This is a genomic window from Myxococcus sp. CA039A (genome assembly GCF_013336645.1).
GTDB lineage: Bacteria > Myxococcota > Myxococcia > Myxococcales > Myxococcaceae > Myxococcus > Myxococcus llanfairpwllgwyngyllgogerychwyrndrobwllllantysiliogogogochensis.
Window position 1 is genome coordinate 1 of record NZ_JABUMQ010000146.1, and the last position, 25917, is coordinate 25917.

Annotated in this window: 18 protein-coding genes; 9 read left to right on the forward strand and 9 right to left on the reverse strand. The window is 68.2% G+C overall.

Annotated elements, in window-relative coordinates:
- Positions 1-117 precede the first annotated feature (117 nt).
- Positions 118-1023, forward strand: a complete 906-nt coding sequence (locus HR086_RS23905; protein WP_141648466.1) for a LysR family transcriptional regulator — start codon at positions 118-120, stop codon at positions 1021-1023.
- Between the two features lie 3 nt (positions 1024-1026).
- Here the strand turns inward: HR086_RS23905 and rsmB are convergent, their stop codons facing one another.
- The 4 genes from rsmB to HR086_RS23925 are packed head-to-tail and all read right to left on the reverse strand — an operon-like array spanning position 1027 to position 4891.
- Positions 1027-2343 (reverse strand): 16S rRNA (cytosine(967)-C(5))-methyltransferase RsmB, encoded by a 1317-nt coding sequence (gene rsmB, locus HR086_RS23910; protein WP_141648465.1) that lies wholly within the window; start codon positions 2341-2343, stop codon positions 1027-1029.
- Positions 2340-3302, reverse strand: a complete 963-nt coding sequence (locus HR086_RS23915; protein WP_254626451.1) for a type II 3-dehydroquinate dehydratase — start codon at positions 3300-3302, stop codon at positions 2340-2342. Before HR086_RS23915 ends, rsmB begins: the two co-directional genes overlap by 4 nt.
- A gap of 43 nt (positions 3303-3345) precedes the next feature.
- Positions 3346-4281 carry a methionyl-tRNA formyltransferase gene (gene fmt / locus HR086_RS23920; protein ID WP_174454784.1) on the reverse strand — a complete coding sequence of 312 codons (936 nt, stop codon included), beginning with the start codon at positions 4279-4281 and terminating at the stop codon, positions 3346-3348.
- 28 nt (positions 4282-4309) lie between these two features.
- On the reverse strand, positions 4310-4891 hold the full coding sequence (locus tag HR086_RS23925) for a signal protein (RefSeq protein WP_141648463.1): 582 nt from the start codon (positions 4889-4891) through the stop codon (positions 4310-4312).
- 251 nt (positions 4892-5142) lie between these two features.
- On the opposite strand from HR086_RS23925, the gene HR086_RS23930 reads away from it, so the two are divergent.
- Complete coding sequence (locus tag HR086_RS23930; protein WP_305794089.1) at positions 5143-6591, forward strand: HEAT repeat domain-containing protein; 1449 nt, start codon at positions 5143-5145, stop codon at positions 6589-6591.
- Between the two features lie 111 nt (positions 6592-6702).
- On the opposite strand, the gene HR086_RS23935 is transcribed toward HR086_RS23930, so the two are convergent.
- The gene (locus HR086_RS23935; protein ID WP_174466753.1) at positions 6703-8823 is read right to left on the reverse strand and encodes an FUSC family protein; all 2121 of its coding nucleotides are present in this window, start codon (positions 8821-8823) and stop codon (positions 6703-6705) included.
- Between the two features lie 22 nt (positions 8824-8845).
- Entirely contained in the window at positions 8846-9562 is a 717-nt protein-coding gene (locus tag HR086_RS23940) for a hypothetical protein (RefSeq protein ID WP_174466754.1), read from the reverse strand.
- Positions 9563-9872: 310 nt separating this feature from the next.
- On the opposite strand from HR086_RS23940, the gene HR086_RS23945 reads away from it, so the two are divergent.
- Positions 9873-10076 carry a hypothetical protein gene (locus HR086_RS23945; RefSeq protein ID WP_174466755.1) on the forward strand — a complete coding sequence of 68 codons (204 nt, stop codon included), beginning with the start codon at positions 9873-9875 and terminating at the stop codon, positions 10074-10076.
- Positions 10077-10117: 41 nt separating this feature from the next.
- Here HR086_RS23945 and HR086_RS23950 read toward each other — a convergent pair whose 3' ends face one another.
- Entirely contained in the window at positions 10118-10693 is a 576-nt protein-coding gene (locus tag HR086_RS23950; RefSeq protein ID WP_174466756.1) for an imm11 family protein, read from the reverse strand.
- Positions 10694-11606: 913 nt separating this feature from the next.
- Between HR086_RS23950 and HR086_RS23955 the strand changes: the two genes are divergently transcribed.
- The 3 genes from HR086_RS23955 to HR086_RS23965 all read left to right on the forward strand — a co-directional run bounded on the left by HR086_RS23955 (position 11607) and on the right by HR086_RS23965 (position 19186).
- Positions 11607-12407, forward strand: a complete 801-nt coding sequence (locus HR086_RS23955; protein ID WP_174466757.1) for a MopE-related protein — start codon at positions 11607-11609, stop codon at positions 12405-12407.
- Positions 12408-12509: 102 nt separating this feature from the next.
- Positions 12510-18713: an RHS repeat-associated core domain-containing protein gene (locus HR086_RS23960; protein ID WP_174466758.1), complete on the forward strand. Its 6204-nt coding sequence runs from the start codon at positions 12510-12512 to the stop codon at positions 18711-18713.
- Positions 18701-19186: a hypothetical protein gene (locus HR086_RS23965; protein WP_174466759.1), complete on the forward strand. Its 486-nt coding sequence runs from the start codon at positions 18701-18703 to the stop codon at positions 19184-19186. Before HR086_RS23960 ends, HR086_RS23965 begins: the two co-directional genes overlap by 13 nt.
- 315 nt (positions 19187-19501) lie before the next feature.
- Here the strand turns inward: HR086_RS23965 and HR086_RS23970 are convergent, their stop codons facing one another.
- Together HR086_RS23970 and HR086_RS23975 are read right to left on the reverse strand one after the other, a co-directional pair.
- Positions 19502-20827, reverse strand: a complete 1326-nt coding sequence (locus HR086_RS23970; protein ID WP_254614606.1) for a TerB family tellurite resistance protein — start codon at positions 20825-20827, stop codon at positions 19502-19504.
- Between the two features lie 225 nt (positions 20828-21052).
- A complete protein-coding gene (locus HR086_RS23975) occupies positions 21053-21913 on the reverse strand; it encodes a metal-dependent hydrolase (protein WP_174462919.1) in 861 nt (286 codons plus the stop codon).
- 229 nt (positions 21914-22142) lie between these two features.
- Between HR086_RS23975 and HR086_RS23980 the strand changes: the two genes are divergently transcribed.
- From HR086_RS23980 to HR086_RS23990, 3 genes are all read left to right on the forward strand, one after another.
- On the forward strand, positions 22143-23999 hold the full coding sequence (locus HR086_RS23980; RefSeq protein WP_174466760.1) for an HSP90 family protein: 1857 nt from the start codon (positions 22143-22145) through the stop codon (positions 23997-23999).
- Positions 23999-25117, forward strand: a complete 1119-nt coding sequence (locus HR086_RS23985; RefSeq protein WP_174454778.1) for a hypothetical protein — start codon at positions 23999-24001, stop codon at positions 25115-25117. Before HR086_RS23980 ends, HR086_RS23985 begins: the two co-directional genes overlap by 1 nt.
- A gap of 308 nt (positions 25118-25425) precedes the next feature.
- Positions 25426-25716 (forward strand): hypothetical protein, encoded by a 291-nt coding sequence (locus HR086_RS23990; protein WP_174466761.1) that lies wholly within the window; start codon positions 25426-25428, stop codon positions 25714-25716.
- The last annotated feature ends 201 nt before the right edge of the window (positions 25717-25917 follow it).

Below are 25917 nucleotides of genomic sequence, written 5' to 3' on the forward strand. Positions count from 1 at the left end.
CTTCCGTCCTCCGCCGGGCAACCGGCCTGGCCGAGGGGTTAGAGCATTTGGCGGCGTGACGTAGGCTGACTAATTAATAGTGGCCTGGCCATTAGGTTTGGGAGTAGGGAGCGGCCCATGCAGCTCGAGTCCCTGAAAATGTTCTGTGACGTGGTGGAGACGGGTTCCTTTTCGCGAGCGGCCCAGCTCAACCACGTGACGCAGTCGGCGGTCAGTCAGCAGATTCGCGCGTTGGAGAACCGCTACGAGCAGAAGCTCCTGTCGCGCAGTGCCCGGCAGGTGACGCCGACGCCCGCGGGCGAGCGGCTGTTTCGTGGGTGCAAGGAAATCCTCGCGCGCTTCGCGGAGGTGGAGCAGGAGATTCGCGAGCAGGCCACGGAGGTGGCCGGCACCAGCACCGTGTCCACCATCTACTCGGTGGGCCTGCACGAGCTGAACGCCGTGCAGAAGCAACTGCTCAAGGCGCACCCCAAGGTGAACATGCGCCTGAACTACCGGCGCAATGACCAGGTCTACGACGACGTGATTCTGGGCGCGGCGGAGATTGGCATCGTCGCCTATCCGCAGCCGCGCGCGGGCGTGGACATCCTCCCGTTCCGCGACGACAAGCTCGCCATCGTCTGCGCCCCCAACCACCCCTTCGCCTCCAAGCAGAAGGTGAGCCTCACCGCGCTGTCCGGCGTGCCCTTCATCGCGTTCGACCGCGAGGCGCCCACGCGCAAGGCGTTGGACCGGCTCTTCCGCGAGAAGAACATCGACATCAACCCGGTGATGGAGATGGACAACGTGGAGACCATCAAGCGGGCGGTGGAGATGGGCCTGGGCGTCGCCATCCTCCCCGTGTCCACCGCGCAGGGCGAGGTGAAGGGCGGCTCGCTGGTGGCCAAGCCCTTCGCGGAAGGCCCCGTTTCGCGCCCCATCGGCCTGCTCATCCGCAAGGGCAAGTACCTGGACCGCGCCTCGGCGGCGGTGTTGGAGGCGTTCAAGGCCGCCGCCAACCTGCCGGTCGCCGAGGACACGTAGTCGCTAGTACATCTTCCGGAGGCGCGCGGCGAAGAACCCGTCGAAGCCCTCCGGACCTGGCAGGGTCCTCAAGTACGCCTGGGTGAGCGGCAACTTGAGGCCCGGCAGCACGGGCGGCTCGGCCGTCCACTCCGGGTGGCTGCGCAGGAACATCTCCACCTGGTCCTGCCCCTCCTGCGGCTCCAGCGTGCACACCGCGTAGACGAGCAGTCCGCCGGCCGGCACCGCCTCCTGGCAGTTCTCCAGGATGCGCCGCTGGAGCGCCGCCAGTCGCGAGACGTCCTCCTCCTTGCGGCGGTAGCGCAGCTCCGGGTGTCTGCGCAGCGTGCCCAGCCCCGAGCACGGCGCATCCACCAGCATCGCGTGGAACTCGCCCCAGGCTTCCGGGAAGGGCTCCGAGGCGTCGTGCGCGTAGGCCTTCAGGCGCGACGTCAGGCCCAGGCGCTTCACCTCCGACTCAATCTTGCGCAGCTTGTGGGCGTGCAGGTCCACGGCGACGACGTCGTGCGACTGCGCCTGGTGGCAGGACTTGCCGCCCGGGGCCGCGCACACGTCGAGCACGCGCGCGTTGTCGGGAATGGCGCCGTACACGCCGACGAGCTGGGCGGCCTCGTCCTGCACCTGCCACAACCCCTCCGAGTAGCCGTACACATCCTCGATGCGGCCCACCGGCGGCAGGATGATGCCCACGGGTGAAATCGTCGCGGCCTTCGCTTCGACGCCCACTTCCTGCAACTGCGTGAGCAGCGCGTCGCGCGTCACCTTGGACGTGTTGGCGCGAATCACCACCGGCGGGGACTGGTTGTCCGCCACCAGCATGGACTCGGCGCGCTCGCGGCCGAACTGGCGCAGCCAGCGCTCCACCAGCCACTGGGGATGGCTCTCACGCACCGACAGGTGGTGGGCGACGTCCGTGGGCGAGGGCAGCGGCGGCGCGGGCAGCTCCGCGAGCTTTCGGAGGATGGCGTTGGTGAAGCCGGCGGCGCGGGTGAGTCCCACTTCCTTCAGGGCCTGCACCGTCTCCGCCACGGCGGCGCGCGCGGGCACGCGGGTGTGGAATATCTGGTACGCGCCAATGCGCAGGGCCGCCAGCACGCGGTCCTCCATGGCTTCCAGCTTGCGGTCGGCGAAGCGGGTGATGGCGTAGTCCAGCGCGAGCTGCCGGCGCGTGGTGCCATACGCCAGCTCCGTGGCGAGCCCCGCGTCACGCGGGTCCTTGGGGGGTGACTCCGACAACATCGTGTCGAGCACCACATTGAGATAGGCGTCCGTTGCTCGGACGCGCGCCAACACGAGGATGGCGAGTGCGCGGGGATTCATCCTTCGTCGAGCCGAGTCATCAAGTCCACGAGCTGCTCATCCGAGAGCTTCGTCGAGGGGAGGTGGGACAGCGTGAGGCGCTGGAGACTGTCTTCCAGCAAGTCCCTCTGGCCATGCTCGGCGGGCGAGCCGCCTTGGATGGCCTCGTATCGCGAGCGCGCCCAGGTGGACAGCTCCGAGGCGGTGAGCTTTCCGGAGAGCCGGTCCGAAATCTTCTGGCGCACCAGCACCCGCGTGAGCAGGTCCGTCGTCGACGCCACCGACTTCGACCCGCGTCCCAGCGTCTTGCCGGACTTGGAGGACTCCGCGGCGTCGGACTTCGCGGCGGACGGCTTGCGTCCAATCGACTTGCCAGAACCGGAAGCACCCTGCCCCGACGGGAGCGCCAGCGGCTTCGCGGGGACTCGCGCGAGCGCGGACCCCGTCGTCTCCGAGGCACCCTTGCGGCCCATCGACTTGCCTGCACCGGAGGTGGAGGACTTCGCCGACGCCGGGCTTTCGCCCTCCTGCTTGCGGCCCAGGGACTTCTTCGGCTCCGGCTTGCCGGGGGTGAAGACGCCGCTGGCGAAGGTGTCCAGCGCTTCCAGGTAGGGCTCGAAGCCACCGCCGGCGCCGTGCACCTGGAGGACACACGCCTCCCCGACGACGGACTCGCGGGCGGGGGGACGCAGCAGCACCTCGATGGCGGGCAGGCCCACCGCCTCCAGCCCTTCCTTGAGGGCGTACGAGCCGAAGAGGCTCGCCGGGTTGATGAGGATGCCCTCCACCGCCTCGCGCTCGGCGGCGAGCGTGTCCAGCAGCACGCCCTCGTGGTTGGACTGGACGATTTTCAGCGTCAGTCCCAGTTCCCTGGCCCGCGCGCGCAGCGCGGTATCCAGGTCCGACAGCCCGCGCGTGCCATCGCGCACACCCAGCAGGTTCAGGTTCGGCCCATGCAACACCAGCAGTCTCATGCCCATCCGCCTGTACTCGAAAAAGCGCGTCCCGTCCGCGACATATCCCCTAGGTGCCGAACGGTTGGCTGCCCACGGCCAGCTTGTGGCCCATGAGGAACTCCGCCGCCTTCATCACCCGCTTGCCCTCCGGCTGGATGTCCAGCAGCACGAGCGAGCCCTCGCCGCACGCCACCTCCAGCCCCTCCGGCCCCGCCGCCAGCACCGTACCCGGCGCGCCCTGCCCCTCCGCCACGCGCACGCGGTGAATCTTCACCAGCTTGCCGCCCAGCGTGGTGAACGCCCCCGGCCACGGCGTGAAGGCGCGCAACCGCCGCTCCAGCGCGATGGCGGGACGGTTGAAGTCCAGCTTCCCCTCGTCCTTCTCGATGATGGGCGCCAGCACCATGCCCTCCGAGGGCTGGGGCACGGGCTTCAGCTCACCGCTCAGGTACGCCGGCAGCGACTCGCGCAGCAGCGCTCCGCCCAGCGCCGCCAGCTTCGGGTACATGGTCGCGCTCGTGTCCTCCGGGCCAATGGGCAGCCGCTTCATCGCGAGCATGGGGCCGGTGTCCAGGCCCTCGTCCATCACCATCAGCGTGACGCCCGTCTCGGTGTCGCCGTAGGCAATCGACCACTGAATCGGCGCGGCGCCCCGGAAGCGCGGCAGCAGCGAGCCGTGCACGTTGACGCAGCCCATCCTGGGCAGGTCGAGGATGTCCTTCGGGAGGATGCGACCGTAGGCCGTCACCACGCACACGTCGGCCTCGAAGCGGCGCAGCTCCTCGGCGAACGGGGGCGTGCGCAGCTTGACGGGCTGGAACACGGGCACGCCTCGCGCCAGCGCCAGCTCCTTCACGGGCGGCGCCGTCAGCGTGTTGCCCCGGCCCTTGGGCTTGTCCGGCTGGGTGACGACAGCGACGACTTCGCCCAGGTCGAAGCAGGCTTCGAGCGAGGACACGGCGAAGTCGGGCGTGCCCATGAAGATGATGCGGGGTCGGCTCATGGTGTTGCGGTTCTCCTGCGGCGACGCTTCAAGCCACGGACTTGAAGGTGCCCCCGGTGGGATTGTCCACTGCTTGACGTTTGCGCGTGTGCAGTTGGTTCAGCGTCTCCAGCGCCTCGCGGGCCTCGGGGGTGGTGGCCACGGGCTTGAGCGCGGCCAGCGCCACCTCCAGGGCATGCGCCTCGTCGGCCTCGCGCTGGCGGATGCGGTCCACCGCCTCGCTGAACCGGTCGAAGAAGCGCTTCAGCTCATCCTTCTTCCGCAGCGGGCGCAGCCGGGGGTAGCGCCCGGCGGCCAGGGCCGCGACATAGAGACTCATCACATGCACGGGGCCGGCGACCCGGTGGGTGAACAGCAGACCGAACAGGCCCAGCAGCACGCCGAGCCCCGCGGAGCCCAACGCGGTGAGCCATAGAAGCGACGGCCCGCCGTCCACTCCCGCGCTCACGGAGGACACGTGGAGCCGGTAGGCCAGCGCTCCGAACACCCCCAGGCTGCCCGCGCCCATGCCGGCCAGTAGAAGGATGTACTTGAGCTGGAACTCCCGGTCGAGCAGGTACGTCCGGCGGGTGTAGCCCGGGCGCGACGCGTTGTGAATGTCGTCGGACATGTCGTTGACCAGCGTACCCCAGGTGCCGCGGCTGATTTGCTTCCTTCGTGACAGGAGGTTTACGACGGCGGACAGGACAACCCCGCAGACGTCCAGGAGCCTGCATGAGCCGCCCCATCGCAGCGTGGTGTGTTGCCGCAGCAATCCTCTGTCTCACAGGGTGCAAATCGGACCCCAACACGCCCGAGTACTGGGAAGGGACGCTGCAGCAAACGCGACGCGCTGAAGATCGGGTACGCCTCATCGAGGCGATGCGTTCGAAGACGAAGGTCACTGAAACCTTCCTGCCCATGCTGCACGAAGCGCTGTCGCAGGAGCGCAAGCCGGAGGTGAAGGCGGCGCTGGCCCGGGCGATTGGCGACGTGCATCACGCCTCGTCGGTGGAGCCGCTGTCGGCGGCCATCGACCCGGCGGCGGGAGACATGTCCGCGCAATTGGCCAACAAGGCGATGGTGACGGCGCTGGGTGCCATCGGTGACGTGCGCGCGGTGCCCGCGCTGGTGCCGCTGCTGCGCGCGAAGGACACCTACGCGCGCATCGAAGCCATCCAGGTGCTGGGGACGATGAAGGCGAAGGAGGCGGTGGAGCCGCTCATCGTCCTGGCCACGGACGAGGGCGTGGAGCCCTTCCTCAACAAGAAGGCCATCGAGGCGCTGGGCCACATCGGCGACGGCCGCGCGGCGCCCGCGCTCATCCGGATGCTGACGAAGGAGCGCAAGGGCAAGTCCTTCTACGTGGAGAGCAGCTTCGCGCTGTACCAACTGGGTCAGCCCGCGGCGGATGCGCTGCTGCCTGCGCTGGAGGGGCGGGACTCGGAGCTGCTCGCCTGGGCGAAGACGAACGGCGTCAACCCGGCCAGCTACCCCATGAAGGCGGCGACGGTGCTGGGCGACTTGCGCGAGAAGCGCGCGGTGGAGCCGCTGCTCAAGCTGCTGACGTTCTCGCACTCGGACGTGCAGATTCAGTCGCTGGTGCGGATGCAGGCGGCGGATGCGCTGGGCCGGCTGCGGGCGCCGGAGGCGGTGAAGCCGCTGTCCACGCTGGTGCTGGAGACGGACCCGACGGTGCGTGACGCGTACGTGCGCGCGCTGGTGCGCCTGGGCGGACGCGACGCGATGCCCGCGCTGGAGAAGGCTGCGGGCACGGGCGACTGGTACTCGCGTGAAATCGCGGTGAAGGGCCTGGCCATGCTCGGCGATGCGCGCGAGCTGCCGCTGCTCCAGAAGATCGCCGCGGCGGAGCCGGCGCGCACCGCGGCCGACTGCAAGGCGACGGGCGAGGAAGGCTGCGACGACGCGGCGGCGCTGGGCAAGAAGCGCGCGGACATCGTGACGGGGCACGCGGCGCTGCTGGAGGCGGGGCAGGCGTGTTCGGGCAACGCGGGCTGCTGGGTGCAGCGCATGGACAAGGCGAGCAAGCCGATGCTGGAGCGGGCCGCGCTGGAAGTGGGCCGCACGGGCTCGGGCGAGCACGTGCCCGCGCTCGCCGCGAAGCTGGGGGAGCGCGACACGGAGGTGCGGCTGGCCTTCATCCTCGCGACGGGGTGGCTGCTGGACGGCTCGAAGGACGCGGCGAAGAAGGTGCGTGACACCACGCTGCCGGACCTGCGCAAACAGCTCCAGGAGGAGCAAGGCGTCACGCAGCTCGCCAGCGTCAACGAGGACCTCCGTCGCCTGCTGATGCGCATCGAGCGCACCTGAGAGGTCATGAGCAGGGCCATCGAGCGGCGCTCTCCGCAATGAGGCGTCGCTCGACGGAGCACACTCGACGCCACGCATCACCAAGCGGCGCTCCCCGCAACAGGCGCCGCGCTACGGAGACAACTGGGGCGCCGCGCGCACCGTGGCGTGGTGGAGCACGGTGAGCTGGCGCACCAGTCGGTCCATCTGGGTGCGAGACAGCACATCCGTGCTCTCGTGCGTCGACGCGGTCCGAGGCAACGGGGACGGCGCGCGGCGGTGCTCCACCGCGAGCGCCAGGTCCTCCAACACGCTCCCCGCGTAACTCGCCACGGGGGACAAGTCCTGCTTCGCGTGCCACTGGCGGCTCGCGGCCAGCGCCGTCACGGCGGCGCCGAAGCGGCGCGCATACGCGAGCAGGGCCATCGCCGGCTCCAGCTGCCTCGATGAGCCCCGGTACTCGGTGAGCAGCCGCTGGAACGACGCCTCGGCGGACAGCAACTGCAAGCCCAGTTTGCGCCGCGCCTCGCGCACCTCCGGCTCCGCGTCCGAGCGCGCGGAGGCCACGCTCAACAAATACTCGCGGTCCGCGCGCAGCGCGTTCGCCACCTGCTCCGGGAAGCGCACGCGCTCCGGACTGGGCCACAACAGCCGCGCGCCCACGAGCGCGATGGCACCGCCAATCATCGTGTTGGCGATGCGCACCCCCGCCAGCTCCCAGTCGCCCGTCTGGATTTCGGCCAACAACACCAGCGCGGGCGCGAGCAACACCTGGAAGAAGGAGAGACTCATCGGCTTCACTGCGATGGCCACGGCGAAGAACACCATGATGGCCCCCAGCAGCACGGCCGGGTCCCTGACCAATGCGACGAGCCCCGCCGCCAGCGCACCACCCAACAACGTCCCCGCCGCGCGCTGCAACCCTCTCTGGAACGTCATCCCCGAATAGGGCTGGAGCACGACGATGACGGTGATGATGACCCAATAGCCATGGTCCAACCCCAGCCCCCGCACGAGTGCGGTGGCGAGCGCGGCTGTGACGCCCAGCCTCAGCGCATGGCGGAAGATGACGGAGTCCGTGCCCAGATTGTCCCGCAACGGCTCCAGCAAGGGACGGCCCTTCAGCGAGGCGGGATGAGGCCCCATGGGCAGGTCCGACTCGACGGGGCGGCCGTCCTCCAGGTGGTTGGCCACCTCCAGCAGGGCCTCCGTGTACTCCCGCAACCGGACCAGCAACGCCTCCGCATGCGAGTACGCCGCGCGAGCCGAGTCGGGCAGACCGCCCTCGGCCACCTGCGCCGCCAGGGCGCGCCGCACGCGCTCGGCATTCCATGTCGAGGGCTCCGACTCCCCCTTCTCCTGCTCCAGGGCGCGAGCGATGTGCCGCAAGTCCCGCGAGTGCTCCGAGAGCGCGCGCTGCACCTCCGCGCGCAGGGCGTGGTAGCGCGACTCGCGAGGCGCCACCTCCAGCGTCTCTGGCAGCGCCACCAGCAACGTGAGCACCGCGTCCGCGCCTTCCAGCAGCACCAGCAGGTGTTCACCCCGGTCGCTCTCCCCTGCTCGCTCGCGACGGGTGGACGCCAGCACGCCGCGGGCCTCCTCCAGCGACTGGCGCACGCGCGACTCCCAGTCGACGACCTCCACCAGATTGGGCGGCGCGGTGGGCCCCTCGAGCGGCCACTTTCCGACCGCCTCCGCGCGGTCCGCCAGGTCGCGATAACAGCGAGCGATGGCGAAGCGCGCGGGGCGATAGGGCCGCAGCGGCCACAGCACCAGCGCCAGCATCATCGCCCACAGGCCCCCCAGGATGAACAATCCGGAGCGGGACAGCGCGGCGGCGAAGTCATGCGCCGGCAGAGCCAGCGACACCACCGTGTAGTTGGCGAGCACCACGCCCATCAACCCAGGGGTGTCTCCATACGAGCGCGCGAAACCGCACGCCGTCACCCAGGCGAAGGTGAACAACACGGCGGCCCATGACGGCAGTGGCCAGGCGGAGACGAGTCCCATCACCGCGCCCAACAACGTCATGGCCCCCATGGTGACGGCCCTGTCGCGATAGGGGCCACCCCGGTCCACGAGCGTGACGAAGAGGCCCGCCATGCCCACCCAGGTCGCGGCGGGCAGGTGCTGCGTCGCGGCGACCACCATGGGCACGCCGACGGCGAGCGCGGCGCGAAGGCCCGCTCCCAACGCGGGACGCGCGGGCTCCAGTCGGACGAACGACTCGACGTGACGCCTGAGCGAGTTCATGGAGCGAAGAAGGTCCCCGTCGTCACACGGCTCCGTCCTGTTCGCCCGTCCACTCCAGGACTCCGGGGCCCGCCGCGGCGCGGAAGCAGTCGGAGAACCAGGCCGTGGCCATGCGCCCAGCGGAAGCGAGCGGGACTGGCTCGGGAAAACCTCGCGAGGCGCCGTCGAGCAACTGGAGCGCCTTGCGTGTCTTCGGAGGGAGCCTGTCGAACACACCCCGGACCAGCGACACCCGGTCCGCGTCGTCGCCCGCACCGATAAGCAACGTGGGCACCCGCACGTCCGCGAGGAGCGCACCGGCCTTGTCGGGTCGGCCGCCCAACGTCACCACGGCCTGCACGCCTCCGGGCTGATGCGCGGCGGCCACGAGCACGGCGGCCGACCCCAGACCCGTGCCGAGGTAGCCCACCGGAAGCAACGAGAGGCTCTCGTCACGCTGGAGCCAGTCGCGAGCCACCTCCAACCGGTGCGCGATGAGCTCCACGTGAGAGCCCTGTCGCAGCGTCCAGTCCTCGGCCATCTCCTCGTCCGCGGTGCGCAACTCCAGCCACAGCGTGGCGAGCCCCGCCGCATGCAGGACACCATGGAGCGCACCGCCGCCACCGCTCGCGTCGGCTCGCGCCGAGTCCGCATCCCCCGCGAGGATGACGAGCCCGCCCGCTCGCTCGGGAACGACGAGCCGCCCCGAGAGCAGGCGGCCGCCCACGCCCACCTCCACGTCACGCTGGTGTACGCGCATCGACACGCCTCCCACGAAAAGCAGGCCACCGCATGGGCCCGGGTCCGCCCGGTAAAGCTGGGACCCGTCCGCGCTTCTGGCAGCACCCTCTCTCGAAGAAACAGGGCAGCCCGGCGGGCGGGCGCTCGACGTGTCCCAGGCCCCGACAAGGTGAACGGCCGTTCCCTGAGGTCTCGCGACAACCATTCCCGAGCGGCTCGGATGGCATCGAAAAGACAAACATCCCGGACCGCCTGTATCTGAATGGAAATGAGCCACGGGCCCGCCGGGTAGCCCTCCCGCGCGGAACCTTCCGCGCCTGGGAGGAAACATGCGTCGAGTCGTGATGAGCGCGGCACTGATGGTGGGACTGGGCGGAGGCTTCACAGTGGGAGCCAGCCCGCTGTCGACCGAATCCGCGGGCCCGTCGTTCCCGCCCATCTGCAGCAGGAGCTTGTGCCAGCACCAATGCAGCCTGTCGGGAGCCACCGGCACCTGCTTCAACGGGATGTGCATCTGCACCATCGACCTGTAGCGGGCCTGCTGTCGTAAGCGCCAGCCAGATCTCCAACCTCGCTAGACTTCCTCGAACTCGGCCCCTGAGACCTTCGCACGATCAAGGGCCGCTTTGATGTCCTCGGAGACGATGAGAACTCCGGACCATCCCCAGGTGCGGAACACCTTGGCGTCACCCACCTTCGAGCGGTCAATCCGCAGTCCATAGACGCTTCGGTATTGACCGAGCTTCTCCGGCCGCTCGTCCTCGGGCTTCCAATACAGCACCTCTTCCGATGCCTTGTCGTCGATGCACCGGACAAGCCGTGTCGCCACGAGAATGAGGTACTCATCCGGGCAGCCTTTGATATCCACGGGTATCAGTTGCACGTCATTGGGGGCCAACTCCGCGAAGAGGGTGGCCACCCTGACGTGGACAACGGGAGTCATGCCAGCGCCCGCGGTGCTGTAGTCCAACCGTCTTCCTGGCTCATCGATGGGAATCGCCAGGCGGCCCGAGACCTGGGCGGGCCGTCCTGACGTAAACTCCCTGAAGTCTTCCAGCTCGTTGCCCTGGCTGTCGAGCGGCTCGTCCAGGGACCATTTCCCGCGCTGCATTGCCGGCTTGAGCCTGAAGTATCGAGATGGATTCAGCATGATTGAACGCTCAGACCTGCTCTCCTATTCATCAGTGCAGCGTTGATCTCACCTTGAAAGGGGTCATATTCATGCCCTGACTCTCAGCAAGAAGCTTGCCCTGGTCCATGATCTTCACTCTCGATGGCGCCGCTGTCACGGCTGCGAAACTCCTTTCTCGGTCCAGACGTGGGTGTGAACGCAGCTCCACAGTCCCGCGCGTCGAGTCCACCTCGTCGGATGGCCGTCCAGGAGCGGAGACTCTCCTCTCGCCAGCACCGCGACGCAAGGGTCCTCGGGGTTTAGGGAGGCCCCGCGATTTCCATTGCGAGACCCGTGTCGAACAAGAAGGCCACAGCCAGTAGGTAGGCCCTTCCCTTCAGCGCACATGAGAACCATTCTGGGGTTGTGCACGACGTGGGCATTGAGGCCCAATGGCGTGGGCTGCGAACTTTGCTTCCTACGTTCCCGGATGGCACGGCGGGAGTGAGGACCGCGCGCGTCACGCACTCCATTCGTGTCCAATCCATGATGTCCGCGGGGACCCGTGCCACGGTGTCGAGCGTGGATGCCTGGGGGAACACCTCTCCAGTGAAAAGGCCTGAAACCAGCGGGCGCGGTCTATTGTGACTGACGCCGTTGAGAGGAGATTGGCATAGAGAGTGAATGGGTCGACATGCATCAGGCCCATCGTTCAGCCCACCACGACCGCCAACAACAACCTCCGCCACTTCCAACAGCAATGACAATCATCAATTTCAGCCGTTCCTGGGGGAGCGTTCCCCTGCGCAGCGCGCTGCTATTCGCGCTCGCGTGGGCAATCCCTTTCTCCGCATCAGCCTCCACGGGCGCCGACCCGTTCGCCAACTGCTGTCCCAATCCTCAGCCCAAGGCTTGCACCATCACCTCAGGAGTAGACATCGGCTGCTCGGGGATGAGCTACCCCGAGGAGGGAGTCACCTACGGGCCTTGCACTCTCACGAGTACCAGCAAGCGATCCTGTAGTTGCGCGCCGGGCGCGGGGACCCAGGCATGTCGTGGCAATGGCACCTTCGGTGTCTGCAGGTTTACCGGAGGCCCGACCTACGAGACCTGCAATTCCTGCGATGACAATCACGATGGCATCGCTGACAACATCGCTCCCCAGAACTGCTACCTCGACAAGCTGGGTGCGTGCGCCTACGGGAAGACGGCCTGCTCGAGTGGAGCGGAGGTCTGCCAGCAGGTCAACTTCCCCGTACAGGAGGTTTGCGACGGCGAGGACACCGACTGCGACGGGAAGAGCGACAAGGACGAGTTTGGCTTCCTGCACTGTGGAACGGGAGCCTGCGCCGACACCCGCCACGCCTGTCTCGGCGGCGTCTGGCAGACCTGCACCCCTGGCACCCCGTCGCCCGAGGTGTGTGACGGCAGCGACAATGATTGTGACGGCTCCACCGACGAAGGCTTCGGCGTGCTGAGCTGCGGACAGGGCCGGTGCGCCAACTCGACCCCCGCCTGCAGCAACGGCCAGCCCCAGACCTGCGTCCCCCTGCCGGCCGAGCCCGAGCGCTGCGACGGGCAGGACAACGACTGTGACCTCGCGGTGGACGAGGGCAGCACGTGTCGCTTCGACAACACGTCGTGTGCATGCACCCCCATCCCCCAGGCCAAGGCCTGTGCCAGCACGGCCTGCGGAACGGCCCCGAACGGGTGTGGCGGCAACTACTCCTGCGGTGCATGCCCGGCACCGTAACCCTCCAGCGCCCTGTCCTCTTGGCGCCAGCAGACGCTCGTGGCGGGTCGCCGCAAGCGCGCTGGGTGCGTCTTTCCTCACCTTTCTTCTCTCGGGAATACCATGAAGCGCGCTTCTGCTTTCGCAGTGCTCTGGGTCTACGCCACGCAGCTCGCGGCGGGTTGCGGCAGCTCTGTTCCTCCTTGGAACGAGCGCCTTCCCGCAGGCGTGCGGCACCAAGCCGTCAATGCCACCCCGCCGACCGTCGCGTCCGACACGGTGCTCTCCTCCCAGTTGGATTGGGGCGTGGCGGCGGGGACGACAGTCGGCCAGGCGTCCGTCACCTCGGAGGGGACGGCCCGCTACACGTTTCCGCTGTGGACGCCGCCGGGGCGCGCGGGGGTGGAGCCCCGGCTGGCCCTTACTTACAGCAGTGACAGCGCCAACGGGCCACTGGGCATGGGTTGGAACCTCTCCGGCCTGTCCCGCATCAACCGCTGCCGCAAGACGGAGGCGCATGACGGCGGCCCCGACCGCCTCCACTTCGACGCCAGCGACCGCTTCTGCCTGGACGGGCAGCGGCTGGTGCTCCGCTCCGGCACTCATGGTGCGGACGGTGCGGAGTACCGCACCGAGAGAGACCTCTTCGCCCGCATCGTGTCTGTTGGTACGGGCGCCAACGGCCCCGCGACGTTCAAGATGTACACGAAAGAGGGACTCATCCTCACCTTTGGAGGTGAGGGCTCCTCCACGCAAACACAGGGGGCGCGCACGCTCACCTGGGCCCTGTCCCGCATCGAGGACCGCAACGGCAACTTCCTCACAGTGAGCTATGACCTGTCGCCCGCGGGCGACGAGCAACTCCCGGTGGAGATTCGCTACACGGGCTCCACGGTGCCTGGGGCGCCTCCAGCGCTCGCCAACGTCCTTTTCCAGTACGAGCAGCGCACGGACGCGGTGGGTGGCTTCACAAGCGGGTTCTCGTTTCGACAGAGCCGGCGGCTGAAGCGGATTGAAATGCGGGGGTCCACCGGCCAGGCCCAGATGGTCTCCCTGCTGCGCTCCTACACGCTAACCTACACCTATGATGGGCTGCCCGCCGAGCAGGATGGGAGCGCCGCGGGCGCCAGCGTGCTGACGCAGGCGACTGAGTGCGATGGCTTCGGGCACTGCCGCAAGCCCTTCGTCTTCACCTACGCCCGCGCGTCCTATCAGTCGCGGACGGACAGCTTCCTGGACTACGCCCAGACGACGGATTCGCTGTACCCGGGTGGCTATACCGACCTGCAGTCGTTCCTGGCGGCCGATGTCAACGGCGACGGGCGGGATGACCTCGTCTACCGCAAGCGCTCCGGCACCACGAGCGTGCTCTGGTTCGTGCGCTACAGCGACGGCTCCAGCTTCGGTCCCGAGCAGGCGATGACGTCGCTGCCGGTTCCCTCGTCAACGGGTGAGAGCACCACCGACGGCCGCTTCACTGACTGGGATGGGGATGGGCTGCTGGACTTCATTGTCTCCACCCGCAACGGTTCGCAGAACCAGCGCACCTTCCACCTGCTCAAGAACAGCGGCAATGGCACCTTCAACCTGGAGGCTCAGGAGAACGAGGTGGTCTCGGTGCGGCGCAGCTTCTGGACGATGGACCAGGATGGAGACGGGCTGGTGGAGTTGCTGCGCGCGGTGGGCAACCCGGCCGGCGGCAGCACCCTGTACTACTTTGGCTTCCGGCCGGGGCCGGTGAACAGCGGCGCGCCCTACACCATCCACCAGCCCGAAACCTGGATTGCCCCGGCGACGCCGGGCTTCCCAATGGACCTGGAGGGGACAGGGCGCACGGGCCTGCTGCTGCCGGCCTGGGACTTCGACGAGAACGGCAACCCGGAGATGGCGGGGGACAACTACTGGTACCTGGGCCTCAACGCAGACGGCACGCGAGATATGCGGCAGACGTCCATCGTCCGTGAGGACAAGAGCAGCAAGCGGTACCTCTTTGTCGACGTCAACCGGGACGGGCTGACGGACCTGGTGTCCTACCCCCAGGCGGGCGGCGACCCGGTGCTGTTGCTCAACACGGGCGTGGGCTTCGTCCAGCAGGCGGCCCAGACCTTCGAGCCCTTCGCCAGGATTGGCCCCTCGCTCGAGTACCTCAACCCACCGCCCGAGGGATGGGGCAGCGCGCGCAACTCCCTCGACAATGGTGTCCGCGTGGTGGACATCAACGCCGACGGGCTTCAGGACATCGTGCTGATGGACCTGGGCCTGGAAACGGAGCCCTATATCTTCTCTCGCAGTAAGGCTGTCGTGATGCTGTCGCAGGGCTCCAGCTTCGTCCCCGCCACGCTGCCCATGTCCATTGGCAGCACCTCGCCGGACCGAGGCATGTACCGCTCACTGACGCTCGACATGAACGGCGACGGGATGACGGACTTCGTGCAGCCCAACCACTCCGGGACGCTCAACCTCTGGCTCCGGCAGGGCAAGAAGCCTTTCTTGCTGCTGTCGGTGACGGACGCGATGGGCGCGCGGACGGAGTTCGACTACGCGCCCATCACCAACCCGGCCGTCTACACGAAGGGCACCGGTTGCCAGTACCCCCGGCCATGTGTCCGGCAGGGAATGTGGCTGACGTCCGAGCTGCGCCGCGATGCGGGGGACGGTCACCCCCTGCGCCGCATCACTTTCCAGTACGAGGACGCGCGCATGGACGCCGTGGGGCGCGGCCTGCTCGGTGTCACCGTGCGCACGGTGACGGACCATGCCACGGGGACGGTGACGCGCGAGACGTATGACCTGTCCACCCGCGTGGCGAGCCGCTACCCGCTGGCCCGCAGGATGCTCCACCGCACCATCCGCACCTTGCTGCCCGACGGCAGCACGCGCCAGCGGGAGACCGTCGTCACCCCGGCCTATGTGGAGCGCCCGGGGGCTGACGGGACGTCATACTTCGCCCTCTACACCCTGCGGATGAGCGAGCGGGAGTACGACGTGGGGCAGCCCACCCTGTGGTCGGTGATGCGCACGGTGGAGGACTTCGACCCGGAATACGGCAACGTGCGGGCGGAGAAGTGGGAGTGGAGCGACGGCTACGTGTCGCGGCGCGACTCCGTCTACGAGAACCGCGCCGTCCCCTGGCTGGTGGGCTTGCCCATGCGCATCACCGAGACCTCCACCACCGCCCAGGGTGTCACCCGGACGCGGACGCAAGGCTTCACGCATGCGCAGGGCACCGGACTGCTCACCGATGAGTTCCTCGAGCCGGACTCGGTCGACGCCGACCTGTACCTGGCCACCCATTACGACTACACGCCAGAGGGCCTGCCGCTGACGGTGACGAAGCATGACCGCAATGGCACGGCCCGGACCACCACGTCCGAATACGACGCCACCACGCGCACCTTCACCTCCGCCATCATCAACGCGGCAGGCCACCGCCGCATGACGGCCTGGCACCCGGGCCTGGGCGTTCCGGCCGAGGAGGTGGATGTCAACGGCGTGCGCCGGCGCTGGCAGTACGATGGCTTCGGTCGCCTGCGGACCGAGGACGGGCCCACGTCCTCGGACGTCTCCGTCGAGTATCTCCGGAACACGGTACGCACTGTGGTGGCGGGAAACGGCGAGGAAACACTTTTCCTGGACCAACTGGGCCGCGTGTCGAAGCGCCAGACGCTGGACTTCGCCGGCAACCCCATCGAGGAGGCCCAGCTCTATGATGCTGCAGGCCGCGTGGTGGAGGTGCAGCGGCCCTCACCCGCGGGAGGCGCCGCCCTGGCTCGTACGCGCTTCCAGCACGACGCGCTCGGGCGCCTTACCCGCATCACACTTCCGGACAATACCTTCCGGACGATGAGCTACTCGGGGCTGCTCAGGACCGAGACGGACGAGCGCGGGCATGCCACCACCACCGAAGTGAACGGGAGAGGCTGGCCCTTCCGCGTCAGCGAGCCGAACCCCGCCGGTGGTCTGCTCACGACGACCTTCGAGTATGGCCCGTTCGGTACCCGTGTGGCCTCTGAGTCCGTGGGCCGACGCACCACCACTGAATACGACGTGCTTGGCCGGCCCACCCGCGTGGTGGACCCGTCCACTGGGGCGTCGGTGATGCGCTACAACGCCTTCGGCGAGCTGCGCCAGTCGGAGGACGCGCTCGCGCAGCAGCAGACCTTCACGCACGACGCGCTGGGCCGCCTCATCCAGGTCCAGTCGCCCGTCGGCCAGACGACCTTCACCTGGGATTCGGCTCCCAACGGGGCCGGGGTCCTGGCGGGGACCACCAGCGCGGATGGTATCTCCACCGCCTATGCCTATGACTCCCTGGGCCGACGCATCCAGGAAGCCACTCAGGTGGACGGGGCGCTCTACGCCTTCGACTCCACCTACGATGCGCATGGCCGCCTGCGAACGCTCAGCTACCCGGCGGTGTCCGGGAGCGCGCAGCGCTTCCAAGTGCTCTATGGGTACACCGCTCGTGGAGATCTGCTGGACGTGCGAAACGCCACGTCCCAGGCCCTGTACTGGCAGGTGGGCGCGCGCGTGGCGAGCGGCCAGCTCAGCCACGCCATCCTGGGCAACGGGGTGGAGAGTCACTACCGTTACGACGACATGGGCAGTGTGCGCCTCATCGAGACAGGGCTGGGCACGTCCGACCTCCAGCGACTGCTCTATGCCTATGATGCGGGCGGCAACCTCACCTCGCGTCATGACGCCCTCTCTGAATCCTCCGAGGATTTTGGCTACGACGCCCTGGGCCGACTGACGCGCTGGACGGCGTATCAGAACTGCGGGCGCTCCATCATTGACTACACCTACTCGCCGGACGGCAACCTCACCGGTCGGTTGAGCGTGGAAGGCGGTGCTCCGAGCGAGACGTATGTCTATGGGCAGAACGGGGCTCCACCTCATGCCCTGACCCAAGGCCCGGCGGGCACGTACGGCTATGACGCGAGAGGCTTCCGGGTGACGTCGCCCGGGGGCACGCAGGTGGAGTACTCGCCCTACGGCCAACCCCGCGGCATTCAGCGCTCCGCGGACGTGCTGACCTTCCAGTACGACGCCTTCGACGCGCGCGTGCGCAAGATGCGCTCCAACGGGGACTCCACGCTGACGGTGGGCGGCGGGCTTTACGAGAAGCGGGTGGAGGGAGGCGTCACCCGTCATCTCTTCTCCGTCTCCGCGGGGAGCCAGGCAGTGTCGGTGGTGACCCTGGCGCAGCAGGGGACGGGGCCGCTGGTGCAGGGGGTGACGTATCTCCACCGGGACCTGCTGGGCAGCGTGGAAGCGCACTCCGATGACCAGGGCGCGCTCGTGACGCGGCTGAAGTACGACCCTTTCGGGCGCCGCGTCTTCCCGCATGCTCTGTCCAACCCTTCGGCGCCGGTTCCGCGTGGTGGCGTGAGGGAGGGCTTCACCGGCCACCTGCATGACGACGAGCTGGGCCTCGTCTACATGGAAGGGCGTGTCTACGACCCGGGCGTGGCCCGCTTCCTGACGCCGGACCCCTTCGTCCAGGCGCCCCACCTGAGCCAGTCACACAACCGCTACTCCTATGTGTGGAACAACCCGCTGCGCTACACGGACCCGACCGGGTACGCGACGAACACCATCACGTGTGGCGCCACCCCCGACGAGGGCTGCGGCGAGTACATCCAAGTGGGGGACACCACTCCGGACCCCACCCCCGACCCGACCATCTACGGCCCATACATCGGCTGGCAGAACGACACCTGGAACGCCACGGGCCCTGACTACAGGCGAAGGGGCCCGGGCCGTATCACCGCCGGCAACATCGCCGCCATGTCGCCCCGGGAGCAGCGGGCCTTCTTCAGGGACAACGGGGGCGTGGTGCCGGTCAACCTGGGTACCGATGAGTTGGAAGACGCCCAGAACCGGGTGAACAGCCAATTCTATCAGGGCATGGCCGACGTGATGCTCGTGGTGAGCGGTGCCGCTGGTACGAACCTCGCCGCCGCGCCGGCCATGAAGCAGGCGACTCTGGCGGCGACCAGGGCGACGGAGACCAGCACTTCTGCGGCTGCGGCAAGGGTCGCCGCGAGGGAGGCCAAGCTCCTGAAGAACGGGCCGGCAGGAGTAACCATCAATTGGCCGATGGGCCGGGACGTTGCGGCCAAGACAGCGAAGATGGCTGAGAATCTCACCGCCAAAGATGTGGCCGCCATGCGCAGTGCAGGATTGACCCGTGCTACCGTTAAAAATCTGCGATTGCAGTACGAGATGGCCCTTGAACATGGGGGAAAGAAGTTGTCGGGGAACGATCAACTGCTGCCCAGGCTGCGGTTGATGGAGCGGATTGATGAGCTATGGCCAAAATAACGGATATCGCGACGCAGGTTCGGCAGCACTGGCAGGAGCGGTACCTCGACATCCAGTCGGTCGCGACGAAGGAGATCGTGGACGCCTGGCGGTCACTTCCTGGCGTACTTCCGGAAGAATACGAGGCGTTCCTCCGCACCGCCGGGCTTCCAACGGATGCTGATTCCCGGGGGTTTCGTTTCTGGTTGCCCGAGGAACTTCGCGCGACCGCCGACGTGCTGAGGGACGCCGGGTACGGCTGCAACGCCACGGAGGCGTCGGTCATCTTCGCCGATTACCTTCATCAATCGTGGTGGTACGCGCTGTGGGTTTCAGGGCCTTGGAAGGGTTACGTGTCCCTCGTCCTGGGCCTCTATAGCGGCAACGATCCCCAGTTTCCGCTAGGGAGCCTGGAGGACTTCCTGCTGGCGTACATCAAGGACGACGATGATGTTCTCTGTCCGAAGGAGCGGGGGAAGAACGAGCGCGGCTGACGTGGAGGCGAGGCCCAGTTCCCTGTGGGCCCGCCCAGTGCCAGCAGTCCGCCACTCTTATGAGCAACAAGCAACGAGCCTTCGAGGTGCTTATGTGCCCCGAGTGTGCAGCCAAGCCCATGTCTTGCGGTGTCCCATTCTCAGACGTGTCTTCGGCATCGTGAATCCATTTCGAAGAGGTCTCGGGCCTCCTGCATGGGAAGGCTCGCCCGCGCCATCTGGTGCCCGCGCCTGTATCCCGCAGCTACGGCGACAACCGGGCCCATGAGCCGGGGCCTTCGCACGGCGTCGCCACCTCGCGCCCTGGTGCTGTCCCTACCCTGCTTCGCGCTCCGGCCCGTAGTCCTCCGCGTCGTCCGGGAAGGGCGCGGGCGCCTCGTCCTGGAACGAGCTGGGCAGCAGGCTGAACGGCAACAACTTGGCCAGCGCGGCCAGGAGCAGGAATCCTCCGGGCGCCGCGAAGATGGCGAGCGCGGGAATGGCCTTGGCCACGTCGATGAGCTGCGCGCGCATGCGGTGCCGCTCGTCCTCCGTGAGCTTCTGCCGCCGCGCCAGCTTCGCCACCAGCACCGCCAGGTCGCCCGTCTCGCGGACCTCCTGCATCAGCCGGTAGAAGTTCTTCTCCAGCGTCTCCTGCATGCCGGCGACCATGTCGTCGCCCATGGCGCTCGCCGCGTCCCTCACGGTGAACACATCGACGATGGAGCGGTGGCGCGCGTAGAACTCCGCCATCTCCAGCTCCAGCCGCCGCAGCTCCTCTTTCGGCACGTGCAGCGCGTCCGCCAGTTCGTCGATGAAGGCCCGCTCGCGCCGCGTGCGCCGGCCATCCACCAGCGCCGCCAACAGCGTCTGCTCCAGCAGGAAGTGCCGCATGTCCACGCTGCGCACCTGGCGCACCACGTCCCGCACGGAGCGCCGTCGCTCGAAGGACTGCTTCACCGCCGCCTTCAGCTCGGAGGCCATCGCCGCCGGCAGCTTCAAATCCTCCACCTGCTTGAGAATGGCCCGCCGCGCGGGTGTGCCCGGCTGCCGGTCCACACACGCCAGCCCCGTCAGCACGTCCACCAGCAGCGCCTTCTGCTTCGCCGCGAAGTCGGAGCGCCGCCGCACCTGCTCCTTCAACAACCGCCCGCTGGCGAAGTAGTCGATGGCCTGCCGGCAGAACAACTGCGCGTCCGCGTACTGCGCGCCGTTGTGCAGCACCAGCCCGTACACCGGGTCTCCGGCCAGCGTGGGCTCGCGCTTGCGCAGCGCCACCTCCACCTTCGCCACCTGCCGCTTCGTCACCGGCTTGCCCACCGCGAGCTGCCCGGCCAGCGTCGACGCCAGCTCCAGCTCACCGGACAGCACCGCGAAGAGGACCAGCAGCTGCTCGCCCCGAGGTCCGGCCGGCGCACCCACGTGCCGCGCCAGCTCCAGCGCCAGCGTCGCCAGCGTCCGCACCACCGCGTGGAAGAGCTGATCCTCCAGCGCCCGCGCATGCAGCTCCGTGTCCGGACCCGCCTCCAGGGACTCGGGAGGGTCCGCCGGCGTGCCATACAAGAGCCCACTGGCGCGAAGGGTGCGCCGCAGGTACGCCCGGGCACGGGCGCGTCCCGAGCCCAGATGCAAGGCGGTCTCCTCCGAAGCGGGCGTGCCCATGTGAGCGGCGACCGCTTCATTGAGGAGCGGAGTGAGCCACCCCGCCTTGCTGAAATCCAACACCGGAACACCCCCGGACCCGCCTCGTGACGGTCCGGCGTATGTAACCCACCCGCCCCCGGGATTCCACCCACCCTTCGGGGGATTGACCGCCCGGAGTCAGCGGCCTCAGAACCGGGACTTCTACGGTCCCGGAAGAGTGCCGCCCCGGACGAAAAGCCCGGCCTACAGCGCCGTGGACTTCCCGGGCTCCAGGTCCATCACCTTCGCCGCGCCGCGCAGCTTCTTCAGCTCACCCTTGAGCGCGTCCGGGTTGCCCTGGAGCAGCGGGAAGGTGCCGTAGTGCATGGGGACAATCGTCTGCGCCTTCAACAGCCGCGCCGCCTGCGCCGCCTCCGCGGGGCCCATGGTGAAGTGCCCGCCGATGGGCAGCATCGCCACGGTGGGCTTGAACTGGGTGGCGATGAGCTCCATGCCCGCGAAAGGACCGGTGTCACCCGCGTGGTACAGGGTGGGACCCTTCTCGATTTGAATCACGTACCCGAGCGGCGCGCCCGCGTAGTGCGACGGGCCCTTGGGGTCCGACTGGTAGCTGCTGGAGTGCACCGCCTGCACCAGGTGGATGGTGGCGTCCTTCACCTGGAACGTCCCGCCCGCGTTGGCGCCCACCGACTGCGCTTCAGGCAGGCCCAACAGATTCACCAGCTCGAACGAGCCGAACACCTTCGCGCCCGTCTTCTGCGCCAGCGCCTTCGTCTCGCCCACGTGGTCGAAGTGGCCGTGGCTGACGAGGATGGCGTCGAGCGCCTCCGGCTGCGCGGTGTCCTTGGGCGCCTTGGGGTTGGTGAGCCACGGGTCGATGGCAATCACCGCTCCGCCCGGGGTGCGGATGACGAACGCCGCGTGGCCCCACCACGTCACCTCCGTCTTGCCCTTCGCCACGGCCGGAGCCTTCACGGCCTCCGCCTTCTTCGGCGCCGCCGCGCCCTGGGCCGGGGTGCCCTGCGCCGGAGCGCCCTGTGCATGGGCCACCCCCGCGAACGTCACCAGCGCTCCCACCGCGACTGCCACGAGCTCGTTCCGCATGGTTGTCCTCTCTCGGGTCGAAAAATCACGACGTGACGCCGGGGTGCCCTCACGGCACGCCCCGGCCGAGCCGCCGCTTGGCACTGTCCGGGCGGCCATTCAAGGGCCTGGGTGAATCGCCTGCCCCTGGGGCGACAGATGCCTCGACGGCCGGGTCGCCGCAATCTCGAAAACCGCAGGAGGTTCCTTCCCCGCCCGGGCCGTCCCCTGGGCTAACGTCGGGACAGCCGTGGACCACCGATTCCAAGTCAGCCTCCGCGGGGTCATCGACCTCCTGTCCCACCACCTCTACAGCTCCCCGGGCGTCTACCTCCGAGAGCTGCTCCAGAACGCCACCGACGCCATCCGCGCCCGGCAGCACCTGGAACCGGAACACCAAGGCACCGTCCGCCTCGAGCTGGTGGAGAAACAGGATGGCGGGCCTCCCACCCTCGTCTTCAGCGACGACGGCGTCGGACTGACGGAAGAAGAAATCCACCGCTTCCTGGCCACCATCGGCGAGTCCTCCAAGCGCGAGGCCCTGGAAGACCGGCGCAAGGACTTCATCGGCCAGTTCGGCATCGGCCTCCTGTCGTGCTTCATGGTCTGCGACGAGCTGCTGCTGGTGACTCGCTCGGCGCGCGGGGATGGACGCACGCTGGAGTGGCGCGGCCGGCACGACGGCACGTACGCCGTGCGGGTATCCGAGCACCCGCTGGAGCGGCCGGGCACCCAGGTGTTCCTCGTCGCTCGCGCGGACATGGTGGAGTGGTTCGCCCCGGAGCGGCTGCGCCAGCTTGGCCGGCACTACGGCGGCCTGCTGCCCTTCCCCATCCAGCTCACCGTGGGCGCGGAGCAGGAGCGGCTGGACCTGGATGGCGCGCCCTGGCGCCGCGACTACGAGAGCGCGAGCGAGCGACGCAAGGCGATGCTGGAGTACGGGCGCGAGGTCTTCGAGACGGACTTCATCGATTGCATCCCGCTGCGCTCGCAGGCGGGAGACGTGGATGGGGTGGCCTTCGTGCTCCCGGCCTCTCCGCACTTCAACTCCAAGCAGAAGCACCGCGTGTACCTGAAGCACATGCTCTTGTCGGAGAGCGCGGAGAACCTGCTGCCGGAGTGGGCGTTCTTCGTGAAGTGCGTGGTGAACGCCAACGCGCTGCGCCCCACCGCCAGCCGCGAGTCCTTCTACGAGGACGGCGCGCTCGCCCAGGCGCGCGAGGCGCTGGGCCACGGGCTGCGCAAGTACCTGGTGGACCTGGCGCACGAGGACCCGCGCGCGCTGCAGCGGCTGATTGGCCTGCACGGGCTGAGCATCAAGGCCCTGGCGCTCGACGACGACGACTTCTACCGGCTGGTGATTGGCTGGCTGCCCTTCGAGACGTCGCTGGGGGTGACGACGCTGGCGGAGTACCGGCGCGCGTACCCGGTGGTGCGCTTCACGGCGACGTTGGACGGATTCCGTCAGGTGGCGCGCGTGGCGGGGGCGCAGGGGCTGTGCATCATCAACGCGGCGTACACGCACGACGCGGCACTCCTGGAGAAGCTGCCGCACGTGGTGGAGGGCGCGCAGGTGGAGCCCTTCTCAGCGGCGGACCTGCCGCAGAGCTTCGAGGAGCTGACGATGGACGAGCGCGACGCGGTCTTCCCGCTGTTGCGCACGGCCGAGCAGGTGCTGGCCCCGTTCCACTGCGGCGTGGTGGTGAAGAAGTTCTTCCCGGCGGAGGTGCCCACGCTCTACAGCGCGGACGAGGAGGGCTCCTTCCGACGTGACGCCGAGCGCGCGCGGGACGAGTCCGACGACCTCTACGCGAGCGTGCTGGAGGGGGTCATGGCGGCGGCGGGCGGCGAGCCGGCGCAGCTGTGCTTCAACCTGCACAACCCGGTGGTGCGGCGGCTTTCGGCGGTGACGGACCGGAACATGATGAAGCTGTCGGTGGAGATGCTCTACGTGCAGGCGTTGCTGCTGGGTCAGCACCCGTTGAACGCGCAGGAGATGACGCTGCTCAACCAGGGGTTGCTGGGGCTCATCTCCGCGCAGCTCGGCACGGAAGGCTCGAGCGGCGGAGAGGGTGACGGGGGCGTGGGCTCGGGAGGGCTGCACTGATGGCCGGCGACTGGCGCGAGGAGGCCCAGGCGCTGTGGGACCGGGCGGGCAAGCAGAAGTCGAGCGAGAGCAAGGTGAAGCTGCTGGAAGAGGCGGTGCGGATGGCCGACTCCCACGGCGACGTGGACATGGGCTATCAGCTCCGCGACGACCTCATCGACGCGGCGACCTTCGGCGGCTACCCGGACAAGGCGCTGGTGGCCTTCGCGTGGTGCCGGGGCCAGCAGAAGAAGGACCCGGAGCGCTTCGAGCCGGAGGGCCTGCTCTGGAAGCAGAAGTGGGTGGTGGGGCGCATCAAGGAGTTCCCCCACATCTCGCGCAAGCAGATTACCGACGCGCTGGACGACATCGAGCAGTGCTTCACCAAGGTGGACGCCGGCAAGCGCTCGGTGCTGAAGCTGCGCTACCAGACGGCGCGGGACATGGGCGACGACGCGGCGGAGGTGGACCGGTTGTGGGCCTCCTGGCTCGCGACGCCCAGGGACCACCTGACGGACTGCCGCGCGTGCGAGCTGGATGACGAACTGGACCACCACGTCGAGAAGGGCGAGTGGGAGCAGGCGCTGCGCAAGGCGAAGCCCATCCTGGAGGGGCGGGTGAAGTGCGCGGAGATTCCGCACCTCACGCTGGGCACGCTCTTGTATCCGCTGTTCAAGCTGGGCGAGCTGGAGCGGGCGGCGGAGATGCATCGCCGGGGCTACAGCCTGACGTCGAAGAACCGCGACTTCCTGGCCACGGTGGGCGACCACATCGAGTTCCTCACGCTGACGGGGAACCTGGCGCGAGGGCTGGCGCTGCTGGAGAAGCACCTGGAGTGGACGCTGGACCACGGGAGCTTCAATGACCGCTTCATCTTCCTCGTGGCGGCGACGTTCCTCCTGGAGCGCGTGAAGGCCACGGGAGACCGGGACGTGGTGAGCCTGCGGCTGACCAAGGCATTCCCGGAGCACCGCGCCGACGGCGGGTACGAAGTGAAGGCGCTGCACGCGTGGATGCTCAAGCAGGCGAAGGACATCGCCACGCGCTTCGACACGCGCAACGGCACGGACCGCTACGCGCGGCGGCTCGCGCGAATCCAGCGGCTCGCGGAAGAAGTGCGCGAGCACCCGCTCGATTGACGCACGGCGTGACGCGGGCTGCCCTTAGGGGGCCCGCGGACGCGCACGCGGCCCGAACCGGAATTGACCGAAATCCGGATTTTGCCGCATTGCGTCTGTGAATAAGGCATCAGTCCTTGCGAGTCATTGCGGGCTTCGCACTTCCATCCCATGGACTTTCACATATCAATAGCGCGCGCCCATCCCAGGCGCCCCGACGGATGCTTGCCATTCCGCCGGACCCTCGAAGTCAGACAGGACGCACCATGCATCTCGTAAGGCTTTCCCTCCTGACGGTGTTCGCAGTGGTCGCTACGGCTTGTGGTGGTATGGAGTTGGGCGAGGGAGGCACGACGGAGCCCGTCACGCCGCCCGCCCAGGAGCAGGTGTCGCCCGACACGACGTCGGAGGACGGCAACAACGTCAGCGCGTTCGCCGCGTGTAGTGGCTATGACGGCAACAACTACTGCTTCGCGGAATGCAACGACACCATCAACTACTGGTACGTGGTTGGGCATGTCTCCACGGTCGGCTACGGCAACTGCGCCTCGGCGGCGTTCGCCTTCTGCAGGTCCATTGGCTACAACGGCCACAATGGCGCCTGCTGGGGTTACCCCTAGCCGTCAGCCATTGACGCCGCACTCATAGACAGACGTCACGCCCCGCCAAGGTCCACCGGCGGGGCGTACTTCCAGGCGTCTCGACAGCCCCTCGCCACTCAGCGCTTGAGGTTCTTGAACGGGTTGTTGAACGGCTCCGGGCCCTTCTTGTCCTTGTCGCTCCCGCCCGAACCCGGCCGCTGACCTCCAGACTGCGAGCCC

What these genes read in the sequence shown, in the direction of transcription:
- HR086_RS23905 (WP_141648466.1), top strand. Translation starts at nt 118, where the DNA reads ATGCAGCTCGAGTCCCTGAAAATGTTCTGTGACGTGGTGGAGACGGGT.
- HR086_RS23915 (WP_254626451.1), bottom strand. Translation starts at nt 3,302, where the DNA reads ATGGGCATGAGACTGCTGGTGTTGCATGGGCCGAACCTGAACCTGCTG.
- HR086_RS23965 (WP_174466759.1), top strand. Translation starts at nt 18,701, where the DNA reads ATGGCCAAAATAACGGATATCGCGACGCAGGTTCGGCAGCACTGGCAG.
- HR086_RS23970 (WP_254614606.1), bottom strand. Translation starts at nt 20,827, where the DNA reads ATGGGCACGCCCGCTTCGGAGGAGACCGCCTTGCATCTGGGCTCGGGA.
- HR086_RS23950 (WP_174466756.1), bottom strand. Translation starts at nt 10,693, where the DNA reads ATGCTGAATCCATCTCGATACTTCAGGCTCAAGCCGGCAATGCAGCGC.
- HR086_RS23925 (WP_141648463.1), bottom strand. Translation starts at nt 4,891, where the DNA reads ATGTCCGACGACATTCACAACGCGTCGCGCCCGGGCTACACCCGCCGG.
- fmt (WP_174454784.1), bottom strand. Translation starts at nt 4,281, where the DNA reads ATGAGCCGACCCCGCATCATCTTCATGGGCACGCCCGACTTCGCCGTG.
- HR086_RS23955 (WP_174466757.1), top strand. Translation starts at nt 11,607, where the DNA reads ATGAGCTACCCCGAGGAGGGAGTCACCTACGGGCCTTGCACTCTCACG.
- HR086_RS23975 (WP_174462919.1), bottom strand. Translation starts at nt 21,913, where the DNA reads ATGCGGAACGAGCTCGTGGCAGTCGCGGTGGGAGCGCTGGTGACGTTC.
- HR086_RS23990 (WP_174466761.1), top strand. Translation starts at nt 25,426, where the DNA reads ATGGAGTTGGGCGAGGGAGGCACGACGGAGCCCGTCACGCCGCCCGCC.
- HR086_RS23960 (WP_174466758.1), top strand. Translation starts at nt 12,510, where the DNA reads ATGAAGCGCGCTTCTGCTTTCGCAGTGCTCTGGGTCTACGCCACGCAG.
- HR086_RS23945 (WP_174466755.1), top strand. Translation starts at nt 9,873, where the DNA reads ATGCGTCGAGTCGTGATGAGCGCGGCACTGATGGTGGGACTGGGCGGA.
- HR086_RS23930 (WP_305794089.1), top strand. Translation starts at nt 5,143, where the DNA reads ATGCGTTCGAAGACGAAGGTCACTGAAACCTTCCTGCCCATGCTGCAC.
- HR086_RS23935 (WP_174466753.1), bottom strand. Translation starts at nt 8,823, where the DNA reads ATGAACTCGCTCAGGCGTCACGTCGAGTCGTTCGTCCGACTGGAGCCC.
- rsmB (WP_141648465.1), bottom strand. Translation starts at nt 2,343, where the DNA reads ATGAATCCCCGCGCACTCGCCATCCTCGTGTTGGCGCGCGTCCGAGCA.
- HR086_RS23985 (WP_174454778.1), top strand. Translation starts at nt 23,999, where the DNA reads ATGGCCGGCGACTGGCGCGAGGAGGCCCAGGCGCTGTGGGACCGGGCG.
- HR086_RS23940 (WP_174466754.1), bottom strand. Translation starts at nt 9,562, where the DNA reads ATGCGCGTACACCAGCGTGACGTGGAGGTGGGCGTGGGCGGCCGCCTG.